This window comes from Streptomyces millisiae (assembly GCF_031845425.1).
Lineage (GTDB): Bacteria > Actinomycetota > Actinomycetes > Streptomycetales > Streptomycetaceae > Streptomyces > Streptomyces millisiae.
Genome location: NZ_JAVREM010000019.1, coordinates 19,351 through 31,326, shown reverse-complemented (window position 1 = coordinate 31,326; position 11,976 = coordinate 19,351). Strand labels below are relative to the sequence as shown.

Below are 11,976 nucleotides of genomic sequence, written 5' to 3'. Positions count from 1 at the left end.
ACGACGCTATGGGCGAAAACGGCCCACGATAGGGTGCATTCCCGTGGCAGATCCATGGGCCAATTCCCCGACGGAGGAGACCCCGGGCACCGACCTCCACCTGGAGCTCAGCGGCCGGGGCGGCCTGCGCGCCCAGCTCATGGCCGCCCTCCGGGAGGCCATCCGCTCCGGCCGGCTCGCCCCCGGCACCCGCCTGCCGCCCTACCGCGGCCTCGCCCACGACCTGGGCATCGCCCGCAACACCGTCGCCGGCGCCTACGCCGAACTCGTCGCGGAGGGCTGGCTCACCGCCCGCCAGGGCTCCGGCACCCGGGTCGCCCGGCGCACCGCGCCGCTCCCCGCCGACCACGCCGCACGACCCCGGCACCAGGACCGCCGGCGCGTCGTCCACGACCTGATGCCGAGCACGCCCGACGCGGCGACCTTCCCGCGCGCCGCCTGGCTCACCTCGGCCCGCCGGGCCCTGGCCGCGGCCCCCAACTCGGCCTTCGGCGTGGGCGATCCCCGGGGCAGGACCGAACTGCGCGGTGCCCTGGCGGAGTACCTGGCCCGCGCCAGGGGCGTGCGCGCCGAGCCCGACCGGATCGTGATCTGCTCCGGCTTCGCCCACGCCCTGCGGCTGCTCGGCCGGGTGCTGGACGGCCCGGTCGCGGTCGAGTCCTACGGACTCGACTTCCACCGGAGCCTGCTCGGGGAGGCCGGCCTGCGCACCGTCCCGCTGCCGGTCGACACGCACGGCGCCCGCGTCGACGAACTGCCGGCCGGCGGCGCGCGGTCCGTGCTGCTCACCCCCGCCCACCAGTTCCCCACCGGCGGGCCGCTCCACCCCGAACGCCGCGCCGCGGTCGTCGACTGGGCCCGCGCCCACGGCGGGCTGCTCGTGGAGGACGACTACGACGGCGAGTTCCGCTACGACCGACAGCCGGTCGGCGCCGTGCAGGGGCTCGACCCGGACCGCGTCGTCTACGTCGGCTCCACCAGCAAGAGCCTGTCACCCGCGCTGCGGCTCGGCTGGCTGGTGCTGCCCGGCCGGCTCGTCGACGAGGTCCTCGCCGTCAAGGGCCCACGGGAGCTGTGGTCGGGCGTCGTCGACCAGCTCACCCTCGCCGACTTCGTCGCCCGCGGCGCCTACGACCGGCACCTGCGCCGCATGCGGCAGCACTACCGGCGCCGCCGCGACCAACTGGTCGGCACCCTCGCCGACCGCGCCCCGCACATCAGGGTCAGCGGCATCGCGGCCGGACTGCACGCCGTGCTCGAACTGCCGGCCGGGACCGAGGACACCGCCCTGCGCGCGGCCCGCCGGCAGGGCCTCGCCATCGAGGGTCTGCGCGCCTTCCGCCACCCCGCCAGCCCGATGCCGCCCCGCGACGGCCTCGTCATCGGCTACGCCACCCCTCCCGACCACGCCTACGGCGCGGCCCTCGACGCGCTCTGCCACGCCCTCCCGGGCCCACCGGCCGGTGCCGGCGGGCCCGATCCGGTCGGTTAGCCGTCCCTGCCGGGGCAGCTGATGTTCGGGTTGATGTGCTCGAACACGCCGTTGGGGTTCTCCTCCCAGACCCACGCGTGCAGCGTGTAGTAGGGGAGGGTGGCCGGCGGGGTGAACTCCTCGCCGAAGAGGCTGGCCTCGCGCTTGGAGACGTAGCCCACGGCGGCCAGCTTCAGGCTGCCGTCCTCCTGCGGCACGTACACCATCGAGTTGGGCTCGGTGATCGCCAACTCCTCCTGGCTCTCGGCCACCTCCCGGACGAAGTGGTAGCCGAGGCCCGTGATGCAGGACTCGCCGAGCGTGTAGCCGTCGGCCTCCGCCAGCCGCACGTTCTGGTAGCGGGCCGTGGCCCTTCTGACCCGCTCCAGCTGCGCGTCGAGGTCGGCGGCCTCCTCGGTGCCGGTGTCGTCGCCGTCCCCGGCCTCGTCGTGGTGGGTGCCGGTGGGGGTCTCCTCGGCCAGCGCGAGGCTCGCCGGGGTGAGGGCGAGCGCGGTGGCCAGGCCGAGGGCTCCGACGGCCCTGAGTGAGCTTCCGTTCATCTCCAACTCCTTCTCGTCTCACGGGGGGTATGGGGTGAATGTCCGTGAGACGAGTCTTGGTGGGTTTTCCACCGGTCGCCATCGAGGACGGGCCGAACGTGTGGCGGGGCCGCCGCGAGGCCGTGGCGTGCCTCAGCGGCGCAGCCGGGCCGGGGTCCACCAGGTCAGCGAGCGCAGGCACCACTCCAGCGGCCCGTGGCGGAAGCGGGCCAGCCACCAGTGGCTGACCGCGGCCTGGGCGGCCAGCACGGCGACGGCCAGGGCCATGGCGGTGCCCCAGCGGGCGGAGTCCCACAGGCCGAGCGGTCCCGCGGCGAGGACCACGGCGACGGTGGCGGAGAGGTAGTTGGTCAGCGCCATCCGGCCCAGCGGTTCGAGCACCGCGGACAGCCGGCGACCGAGGCCGGTGCGCAGGACGAGCAGCAGCGCCGTGCCGTACGCCAGGGCGCCGAGCATTCCGGCGGCCGCCGCGATCCGGGTGGCGTAGGGGCCGGCCGGCGGGTACGTGTGCTGCCACCAGCCGGCGGCCAGCGCGGCCGGGGCCGCGAGGGCCAGCAGGACCGCGAGCCGACCGGTGTGACGGTCGAGGGCTTCGGCGACGCCGAGGCGGGCCGCGGCGAGGCCGAGCAGGAACAGCGGCGGGATGCTCGCCGTCCCGCCCGAGACCAGGGTGACCGAGGCGACCAGGCCGAGCAGCCCCACCGGCAGCACCACCCGGGTCGGCAGCCACGAGGCGGGCAGCAGGATCAGCAGCCCCACGACCGCGTACGGCAGCAGCGCCTCGCCGGGGTGGGCGAGTTGGTGGACGAGGCCGAGCAGACCGAGGGCGAGGAGGCGGCGCAGGAGCGCGGTCCTGGGACGCTCCGTCCGTCGTTCGGCGCCGGACAGGAGGAGCGCGAAGCCCACCCCGAACAGGAAGCAGAAGATCGGGAAGAACCGCTGGTGGACGAGGAGATCGAGGAAGGTGGCGACGGGGTACGCGTCGAAGTCCTCGTCCACCCGCCGCATCCGGGTGATCTGGAAGGGGATGTTGACCAGCAGGATGCCGCAGAGCGCGAAGCCGCGCAGTGCGTCGAGCGCGCCGACGCGGGGCGCTGGTGGGGGCGGCGCGGGGGCCGGGACGGTCGGGGCCTCGGCCGTCGGGAGCGGGGTCGTCGCTGTCGTGGTGCGCATGGCGACCACGGTGCCGCCGGGCGGTCGCGGGCCGCTTCGGCCGGGTGGCCGGAGCGCATCGGTCAATCGGCCGAGACGGCCCCCACGGCCCACGCCCAGGCGGCGATCTCCACCCGGTTGCGGACCCCCAGCTTCGCCTGGGTGTTGGCCAGGTGCGTCTTGACGGTGCCGAGCGACAGGTACAGCTCGGCGCAGATCTCCTGGTTGGTGCGGCCGACGGCGACCAGCCGTGCCACGTCCAGCTCGCGCTCCGTCAGCACCGACCTGGCCGGGCGCCGCCCGCCGCCGGACGGCTCACGTGTCTCCTCGAGCTGGCGCAGCAACCGCACCGTGACCGCGGGGGAGATCAGCGCGTCGCCGCGTCGCGCGGCCCGCACCGCCTCGATCAGCAGGCCGGGGCTGGCGTCCTTCAGCAGGAAGCCGCAGGCGCCGTGACGCAGCGCCCGGTGCACGTAGTCGTCCTGGTCGAAGGTGGTCACCACGACCACCCGCAGCGGCTCGACCGCCTCGGGCCCGGCCAGCAGCCGGGTGACCTCCAGGCCGTCGAGTTCGGGCATCCTGACGTCGACCAGGCACACGTCGGGACGCAGCCGCCTGGCCAGCGCCACGCACTCGGCCCCGTCGGCCGCCTCGCCCACCACGGTGAGGTCCGGCTGGGCGTCCAGGATCAGCCGGAAGCCGGTGCGCACCAGTTCCTGGTCGTCCGCGACGAGCACGCGTATGTCGTTGCTCACCCGGCCGATCCTGCCATGGCCAGCACGGGGAACCCGCCGACCACCCGCCAGCCGCCGTCCGGGGTGCCGCCCACCTCCAGGGTGCCGTCCACCGCGGCCACCCGCTCCCGCAGCCCCACCATCCCGAAGCCGCCCCGGCCACCGACGGGGGCGCCGGGCCGCGCGGCCGGCCGCGGGTTGCGCACCTCGACCCGCAGTCGACCGTCCGTGAGGCCGAGCCGTACGGCCACGGGCGCTCCGGGCGCGTGCCGGCGCGCGTTGGTCAGCGACTCCTGCACCAGCCGGTGCACGGAGGTCTCCACCTCGGGCGCGAGGCGCGCGGCGCGGGCCCGTGCCGCCACCGCCAGCGTCGCGTTCCGCTCCTCACCGTCGCAGAAGTCCGAGACGAGGGCCGCGAGTTCGCCGATGAGCTCGCCCGGCTGCCAGGCCCGTCCCTCGGCCTGCCGCAGCACCCGGACCAGCCGGCGCATCGAGTCAAGCGTCTCCATGCCGGCCCGCTGGATGTTCTCCAGGATCGGTTCGAGCTGCTCGGGCGAGGTCTCGCGGACGGCCCGTGCCGCGTTCACCTGTACGACGATGCCGGTGACGTGGTGGGCGACGAAGTCGTGCAGGTCACGGGCGAGGGCCAGCCGCTCGCCCTCCCGCACGGCGGCCACGGCGCGGGCCCGACGGCCGTCCAGGATCCGCAGGTAGGAGCCGAGCGCGACCGCCGCGCCGACCGCGAAGGTGAGGGCGAAGGCGAACGACAGCGAGGACGGGCTGAACATCCGCGCCGGCCCGGCGATCACGGCGGCGCCGAGCACCACGGCGGGCAGCGGGTTCGCGGCCCGCCGACAGGTCCTGGCGAGCAGGACCAGCAGGCAGACGGTTTCGAGCATGCCCCAGCTGCCGCCGACGTCCGGCCCGAACAGCAGCAGGCCGGTCGTCAGGACGAGCGAGCCGCCCGCCGCCGCCCAGGCTCGCCGCGCCACGGACAGCCAGTGGTCGGGCAGGAAGAGGAGCGCCGCGGCCGCGGGGCCCGAGAGCAGCGGCGGGATCCAGTCGAGGCCGGCCGAGCGCAGCCCCTGGCTGGACTCCAGGTCGAGCAGCCAGACCAGGGCGAGCAGCGCGTAGAGCGCGGCGGTCAGCAGCCGCCGCAGGCTCGGCGGCAGCGGGTTGTACTCGGGCGCGAGGTCCGCGCCCCGCTGGTCGTGCGCGTTCTCCACCCGGCGAGGCTATGCCACGGGTCCCGCCGCGCGGGTCGGCCGAACGGCCGATCGGACGCGCCGCTCGGCCGAGGCCCCGGCGGTCAGTCGTGTGGGGGGAGGGAGCGGAGCTGGTGGTCCGCGACGTTCAGTGCCTCGTCGACCAGGCGGCGCAGGTGCCCGTCGCGCAGGGAGTAGACGACCCGGCGGCCGTCCTTGTGGGTGGCGACCAGGCCGGCCAGGCGGAGCTTCGCCAGGTGCTGGCTGACGGCGGGCCTGGCCGCACCGATGTGTTCGGTGAGGGTGGTCACGTCCGCCTCGCCCCGGCCGAGCCGCTCCAGCAGCGCCAGCCGGGTGCGGTCGGCGAGCAGTGCCAGGACGGCGGTGGCGGCCTCCAGGCGGGCGACGTCCTCGGGCTGCCGCGGGTGCGGCGCGTCCGCGGTCTCGCTGTCCGTGCTGCTCACCCGCCCATCCTAGAACCGCGTCGCGCGCCGCCGGGGCCGCGCCGACGCGCCGTGCTTCGGCGTAATGCGCCGCCCGGGCGGGCGCTTCGGGCGACCTTGCAGCCATGGGTGCCTTGGACGAGGAGAGCGTGGACCGGTCGGAGAGCTTCGGCGAGCGGCTGCTCGGCCGGCTGCTCGACCGGGCCCGGTTGATGCCGCCGCAGCTGGTGGCTCCGCTGGTCGCGGAGGAGGTGGCCACGATCGGCGGCCGGGACGTCTCCATCCTGCTCCAGGACTACGCCCAGGAGCTGCTGGTCCCGCTGCCGGGCAGGAACCTGCGGGTGCCCCAGCCGGAGCCGGTGGACGGCTCGGCGGCCGGCCGGGCCTTCCTGCGCGCGGAGGTCATCGAGGTGGCGCAGGCGGACGGCGTCCGGATGTACCTGCCGCTGCTGGACGGCAGCGACGAGGTGGGGGTCATGGTCCTCACGCTGGACACCGTCGCCGACGACCACCGGCGTCTGCTGCGCAGGCTCGCCGGCCTGGTCGCCGACATGCTGGTCACCAAGGGCGCCTATACGGACCAGTTCTTCCTGGCCAGGCGCCGGGAGCCGATGAGCGTGTCGGCCGAGATCCAGTGGGGGCTGCTGCCGCCGTTGACCATGTCCGTGCGGCAGGTCGAGGTGGCCGGCATCCTGGAGCCCGCCTACCGCGCCGCCGGGGACAGCTTCGACTACGCCCTCAACGACAACATCCTGCACATAGCGGTGATCGACGCGATGGGCCACGACCTGGACGCCGCCGCCATGGCGACCATCGCGATCGGCGCCTACCGCCACGCGCGCCGGGTGTTCATCAGCCTGGCCGAGAAGTACGCGTTCATGGACGACGCCATCTCGCGGCAGTTCGGGCCGGACCACTTCGTCACGGCGCAGCTGATGCACCTGAACCTCGCCACCGGCGCGATGGAGCTGGTCAACGCCGGCCACCCGGCGCCGCTGCTGATCCGCGACGGCCGGGTCGTGGCGCAGCTGGAGAGCGCGACGACGCTGCCGGTCGGCTTCGGCGGCGAGATCCCGAAGGTCAGGGAGCACCTGCTGGAACCCGGTGACCGGGTGCTGTGCTACACCGACGGCATCATCGAGGAACGCCTCTGCGACGGCCAGCCGTTCGGCGAGGAGCGGCTCATGCGCTGCGTCGACCGCCTCGGTGTGGAGCCGATGGAGGGGGCGCGGGCGTACCTGCGTCGGCTCTCCCACGTGTTGCGGAGCGAGCGGGGCGGGCACACCAGCGACGACGCCACCCTCTTCATGGTCCAGTGGCGCGGCGGCGGCCCCGACCGGCTCGCGGCTCTCGACTGACCTGTGTCCGGCGGCGGGTTGTGGTCTCCTACGCTCAACCGTGCCGTCAGCTCGCCGTGAGGCGGTAGGTCATGCTGTCCGTCAGCACGCAGAAGCCGGGCGACATGACGATGACGCGCAGGGTGCCGGTGCGGCGGTCGTAGTCGACGCCCTGTGCCTCGAAGGCGCCGGAGCAACCGCTGCGGAGCGGGAGTTGGCGCAGCGCCGTGACGTGGCCCGACACGTCGGCCGCGTCGCTCGGCGGCCCGGAGAGGTCGATCCGGAGCAGCGGCTTGGTGACGCCGAACAGGCTGCCCTCCGGGTCGTCGGAGGAGCACAGCAGCGTGGTCGGCCCCGAGAAGTCGCAGCCCTGGACGTCGCGCACGGCGTGGTCGAGGCGGACGGTGGAGACCAGCGGGAGGTCGGCCGACGGCGAGGTGCCCGGGTTGACGCCCGGGGTCGGCAAGACCAGCAGCCGGCTCATGGTGCCGTACTCGCCGGACAGCATCCACCGGCCGTCGGGCGAGACGGCGACCCACGAGTTGTTCAGGGCCTCGCCGGGGGCGAGCCGGTGGACGTACTCGGACCAGCCGCCGTCGGGCGCCTGGACCCGGAACATCTTGGTGTCGCCCGAGTCCCGTTGGTAGGGCTCGATGTAGTGGCCGTCGTAGGACGCGTCGGGGTCGCCGACGTGGTTCCAGCCGCGGGCGCGGACGTCGACGGGGATGGTGCCGATGCCGGTGTAGCGGTTGGCGCTGCCGGCCGGCACCTCGACGGAGGTCAGTCCCTGGCTCTCGGTCAGTGGATCGGCGCGGTCCGAGCCGACCTCGGTCCAGGTGTCCGCGGCCGTGGCCGGCGGGGCGGTGGCCACGGCGGCGGCGGTGACGAGGGCGAGCAGGCCGGTCAGGGCGGCGTGCCGGCGGTGCCTGGGGCGCGGGGACATGGGGTCCGCTCCTCGGTGGGGTGGGGGACGCGTCGGGGCGGACAGTACGACGCCCAGGTGGCCATGTACAGACCAAGGGGGCCGGCGGGCGTCAGGTGCCGGAGCTCGCGTAGTGCCGGAGTTGGCCGCGCCACAGCAGGTAGGCGGCGGCGTAGAGGACCGGGCCCGCGAGCGGGGCGGCGTAGGCGAGCCACGGGGCGACGTGCAGTCCCTCGGTGCGGTCGAGCAGGACGCCGGCCGGCAGGTAGGCGACGAAGGCGACGGGCACCAGGTAGGTCAGGGCGAGCCGCGCGGTGTCGGGGAAGGCCTTCAGCGGGTAGCCGCCGAAGGTGTTCATGATGTCGTCGACCAGGCCGCGCAGCGCCAGGTTGGACAGCATGCGGAAGGAGAAGGAGGCCAGGGCGAGTTGGCAGGCGCCCTCGACCAGGGCCCCGCCGACCAGCGCCAGGCTCAGGTGGAGCAGGGCGGTGGGCGTGGGCTCGAAGCCCACCTGGCGGGCGGCGACGGTCAGCACGACCAGGCCGGTGGCCAGGTCGCCGAGGGTGGGCAGGTGGACCTGGCGGCACAGCAGCTGCGTGAGCGCCCCGGCCGGGCGCACCAGGTAGCGGTCGAACTCGCCGGTGCGGATGGTCAGGTCGAGGCTGTGGAGCTGGCTGGTGGGGACCATCAGCAGGCCGTGCGCGGTGACCCGCATCCCGTAGAGGAACGCGATCTCGGCCAGCGACCAGCCGCCGAGCTCCCCGAAGCGGCTGGTGACGGCCCACAGGAAGGCCAGGCCGACGCCCTGGTAGGCGACGCCGCCGGCGAGCGTGAGCAGGAGGTTGCCCCGGTACTGGAGTTGGGAGCGGTACGCGGCTCCGGCCAGGATCAGGTAGGCGCGGTGGCGGGGGACGGGGTTGGCCGCTGGCATGCCGGGTCAGCCTCCCTGGACGACGACGCGGTGCAGCGCGCGGGACCAGACCAGGCGCATGAGCAGCCACAGGGCCACGGTCCAGCCGCAGGAGACGGCCAGCGCGGCCAGCACGGGACCGGCGCCCTCGACCTGGCCGAGGTAGAGCGCCACGGGCGTGTAGGTGGTGGTCTGGAACGGCAGGAGCCGGGTCAGCTCGGCCAGCCAGGAGGGCATGAACCACAGCGGGACCAGGGCCCCGGCGAGGAACTGGCCCACCACGCGGAAGATGATGAAGACACCGACGACCTCCAGAGTCCAGAAGCAGACCATGCTGACGACGACCGCCAGCAGCAGCGCGTTCAGCACCGCCGGGACCATGCTCAGCAGGTAGGCGAGGGCGGCACCGGCGGAGGCCGGCGCCCGGGCGCCGCCGGCGAGGACGGCGAACGGCAGCGCGAGCAGGGCGAACGGTGCCCCGGCGAGCACGGCGCCGGCCTGTGCGGACAGCATCTGGGTGGGGAAGGCGACCGGACGCGCCAGGTCGATGGCGACGCTGCCCTCGCGTACCCGCTGGGGGATCGGCGTCGGGTCCATGCCCGCCGGGTTGAGCAGCCAGTTCTGCACCGAGGCGTAGGTGACGTAGGCGAGTTGGGTCGCCAGGGCGACCTGCTGGCCGCCGTGCGCCGCCGCGCTGCCGGAGTCGGGGTAGACCGCGCGCCACACCAGCGCCAGCAGGTAGACCTGGAGCAGCAGCCCGAGCACCCGGAAGAGGAAGTCGCCCCGGTAGGCGAGCCGCGCGCGGAGGTGGAGACGGGCGATCCCCAGGTGGGCGCCGAGCCGCTGACGAGGCGTCACGCCGGCGCCTCGCGGGCCGCGTAGATGCCGTGCACGACGCCCTCGAGACCCGGCTCGATCAGGGACAGGTCGGTGACCGCGTGCCGGGCCAGGACCGCCGCGACGACCTCCGCCACCTGGACGCGGGCCGGGTCGAAGCGCAGTGTGACCGCCCTTGCCTCCGCTCCCCTGTCGGGGTCCGGGTCGCGCTCGACGCCCGGCACGTCGAGACCGCGCCAGTCGCCGCCGTCGGCCAGCTGGACGACGAGCCGGCGGTGCGGGGCGTAGCGCTCCTTGAGCCGGGCGACGTCGCCGTCGTACAGGACGCGCCCCTCGTCGATGAGCACGATGCGGCGGCACAGGCGTTCCACGTCGTCCAGATCGTGCGTGGTCAGCACGATCGTCGTGCCGTCCTGGCGGTTGCGGGTGGCGATGAACTCGCGGATCCGCTCCCTGGCCACCACGTCGAGGCCGATGGTGGGCTCGTCGAGGAAGAGGATGCGCGGCTCGGGCAGCATGGCCGCGGCCAGGTCGCCGCGCATCCGCTGGCCGAGCGAGAGCTGCCGCACGGGCGTGTCCAGGAACGGGCCGAGCCCCAGCAGCTCGGTGAGGTGGGCCGAGTTGGCCCGGTGCCTGGCCCGTTCGACGCCGTAGAGCCGGCCGACGAGCTCCAGCGAGTCCCGCAGCGGCAGGTCCCACCACAGCTGGGTGCGCTGGCCGAACACGACGCCGATGTTCCTGGCGTGCCGCTCCCGCTCCCGCCACGGCACCAGGCCCGCGACCCGCACCCGGCCGGACGTGGGGCGCAGGATGCCGGTCAGCGTCTTGATCGTGGTGGACTTCCCGGCGCCGTTCGGCCCCAGGTAGCCGACGAGTTCGCCCGCACCGAGGGAGAACGAGACGCCGTCCACCGCCCGCCTGGTCACGTGCCGCCGGGTCAGCAGGGTCCGCAGCCCGCCGAGGGGGCCCTCGATCCGCAGCGGCCCGCGGTACTCCTTGACCAGCTCCTCGACCTCGATGACCGGAGCGATCGCCACCGGACTGCCTCCCTCTCCTCGGCCCCTCTGTGTAGCCGATCGGACAACCGCCGCGCGAACGGTTTACAGCCTCCGAGTCGCTGTGCAATATCACACGTGACACCCGCTCAATCCGCACGGTCCCCGTCCTCACGTCGCGTCACGCAGAACAGAGGAGAGAACGTTGCAGGAACGACGAACGGCCGCGCCGGCGATACTGGCGATCACCGCCCTCCTCGTCACCGGCCTCGCCGCGGCGCCCGCCACCTCGGCCGCCGAACCGAACGCCGCGCGGTGCCGGCTGCCGGCCGCGACCGACGACCTGGGCTCCGGCTTCCCCGTCGACGAGCAGGCCCTGCCCGCCGTCGGGACGCTCAGGGCGGCGATGGTCTTCGTGGACTTCGAGGACCACCCCGCCCCCCGCGGCTCGCTACTCAAGGCGGAGGCGAACCTGCGCTCCGGGGTCGAGTACCTGGAGGACCTCTCGGGCGGCGAGCTCGACATCGAGGTCACCGGCTCGGACGGCTGGGTGCGGATGCCCGAGCCGTCGACGTCCTACCCCTTCGACCGGGGCCTGAGCTACGAGGACCACGTCCGGTACCTCGGGGACGCGGTGCGGGCCGCCGACGACGGGTTCGACTTCTCGAACACCGACGTGGTCTGGGTGGTCGCCACCGAGGAGGCGGAGAACATCAGCTTCTCGCCCACCACCAACCACCTCGACGTGACGGCCGACGGCAACCACCTCACGCACGCCGTCACCTTCGGGTACGACCAGTGGCGTTGGGGCGGCCTGGTGCTTGCCCACGAGACCGGGCACACCCTCGGTCTCCCCGACCTCTACCTGTTCGAGGCGCCGCCCGACGACCCCACCAACTGGCATGCCGCCGTGGGTGGTTGGGACCTGATGGGGCTGATCTCAGGACAGGCGCCCGAGTACTTCGCCTGGCAGCGCTGGCAACTCGGCTGGCTGGCGGACCGGCAGGTGGTCTGCGCGCCGGCGCGCGGCTCGACGACCGCGACGCTCGTGCCGGTGGCGGAGTCCACCACCACCGCCCGCCCCTCCGCCGACGCGACGCTGGTCCTGCCGCTCTCCGCGACCAGGGCCGTGGTGGTCGAGAACCGCCAGGCCATCGGGTACGACCGGGAGATCCTCACCCCGGGCGCCCTCGTCTACACCGTCGACACGAGCGTGCGCACCGGACGGGGACCGATCCGGGTGGTGGACGCCACGCCCGGCTCGCCCGACGGCCTCGACGACGCCGCGTTCCGGCCCGGCACGTCCTGGACCGAGCCGTCCACCGGCGCGGTCCTCTCGTTCGAGCGGGCGCGCGGCGACGACCTCCGGGTCACGGTCGACCCGTCCTGAACCCGAAGCACACCAGCCGA

General features: G+C 74.3%; 12 protein-coding genes. 3 read left to right on the top strand and 9 right to left on the bottom strand.

Going from position 1 to position 11,976, the window contains the following annotated elements; translation table 11 throughout:
• Positions 1-43 precede the first annotated feature (43 nt).
• The gene (gene pdxR, locus RNC47_RS16500) at positions 44-1,492 is read left to right on the top strand and encodes a MocR-like pyridoxine biosynthesis transcription factor PdxR (RefSeq protein ID WP_311599534.1); all 1,449 of its coding nucleotides are present in this window, start codon (positions 44-46) and stop codon (positions 1,490-1,492) included.
• On the opposite strand, the gene RNC47_RS16495 is transcribed toward pdxR, so the two are convergent.
• The 5 genes from RNC47_RS16495 to RNC47_RS16475 form a co-directional block, all read right to left on the bottom strand.
• Positions 1,489-2,031: a hypothetical protein gene (locus tag RNC47_RS16495; protein ID WP_311599532.1), complete on the bottom strand. Its 543-nt coding sequence runs from the start codon at positions 2,029-2,031 to the stop codon at positions 1,489-1,491. The genes pdxR and RNC47_RS16495 overlap by 4 nt on opposite strands.
• Positions 2,032-2,163: 132 nt before the next feature.
• Positions 2,164-3,204 carry a DUF418 domain-containing protein gene (locus RNC47_RS16490; RefSeq protein ID WP_311599530.1) on the bottom strand — a complete coding sequence of 347 codons (1,041 nt, stop codon included), beginning with the start codon at positions 3,202-3,204 and terminating at the stop codon, positions 2,164-2,166.
• Positions 3,205-3,266: 62 nt separating this feature from the next.
• Entirely contained in the window at positions 3,267-3,938 is a 672-nt protein-coding gene (locus RNC47_RS16485) for a response regulator transcription factor (RefSeq protein WP_311599528.1), read from the bottom strand.
• Complete coding sequence (locus RNC47_RS16480) at positions 3,935-5,143, bottom strand: sensor histidine kinase (protein ID WP_311599527.1); 1,209 nt, start codon at positions 5,141-5,143, stop codon at positions 3,935-3,937. The genes RNC47_RS16485 and RNC47_RS16480 overlap by 4 nt, the downstream gene beginning before the upstream one ends.
• Positions 5,144-5,226: 83 nt before the next feature.
• Positions 5,227-5,586, bottom strand: coding sequence for an ArsR/SmtB family transcription factor (locus RNC47_RS16475; protein ID WP_394814797.1), 360 nt, complete (start codon positions 5,584-5,586; stop codon positions 5,227-5,229).
• 104 nt (positions 5,587-5,690) lie between these two features.
• Between RNC47_RS16475 and RNC47_RS16470 the strand changes: the two genes are divergently transcribed.
• Positions 5,691-6,923, top strand: a complete 1,233-nt coding sequence (locus RNC47_RS16470) for a PP2C family protein-serine/threonine phosphatase (protein WP_311599525.1) — start codon at positions 5,691-5,693, stop codon at positions 6,921-6,923.
• Positions 6,924-6,969: 46 nt separating this feature from the next.
• Here the strand turns inward: RNC47_RS16470 and RNC47_RS16465 are convergent, their stop codons facing one another.
• The 4 genes from RNC47_RS16465 to RNC47_RS16450 all read right to left on the bottom strand — a co-directional run bounded on the left by RNC47_RS16465 (position 6,970) and on the right by RNC47_RS16450 (position 10,608).
• Positions 6,970-7,845 (bottom strand): hypothetical protein, encoded by an 876-nt coding sequence (locus tag RNC47_RS16465; protein WP_311599523.1) that lies wholly within the window; start codon positions 7,843-7,845, stop codon positions 6,970-6,972.
• Between the two features lie 91 nt (positions 7,846-7,936).
• Positions 7,937-8,755, bottom strand: coding sequence for an ABC transporter permease (locus tag RNC47_RS16460; RefSeq protein ID WP_311599521.1), 819 nt, complete (start codon positions 8,753-8,755; stop codon positions 7,937-7,939).
• 6 nt (positions 8,756-8,761) lie between these two features.
• Positions 8,762-9,592 (bottom strand): ABC transporter permease, encoded by an 831-nt coding sequence (locus RNC47_RS16455; protein WP_311599519.1) that lies wholly within the window; start codon positions 9,590-9,592, stop codon positions 8,762-8,764.
• Positions 9,589-10,608: an ABC transporter ATP-binding protein gene (locus tag RNC47_RS16450; protein ID WP_311599517.1), complete on the bottom strand. Its 1,020-nt coding sequence runs from the start codon at positions 10,606-10,608 to the stop codon at positions 9,589-9,591. Before RNC47_RS16450 ends, RNC47_RS16455 begins: the two co-directional genes overlap by 4 nt.
• A 163-nt stretch (positions 10,609-10,771) precedes the next feature.
• On the opposite strand from RNC47_RS16450, the gene RNC47_RS16445 reads away from it, so the two are divergent.
• Positions 10,772-11,956, top strand: coding sequence for a M6 family metalloprotease domain-containing protein (locus tag RNC47_RS16445; protein ID WP_311599515.1), 1,185 nt, complete (start codon positions 10,772-10,774; stop codon positions 11,954-11,956).
• Positions 11,957-11,976: the final 20 nt, after the last annotated feature.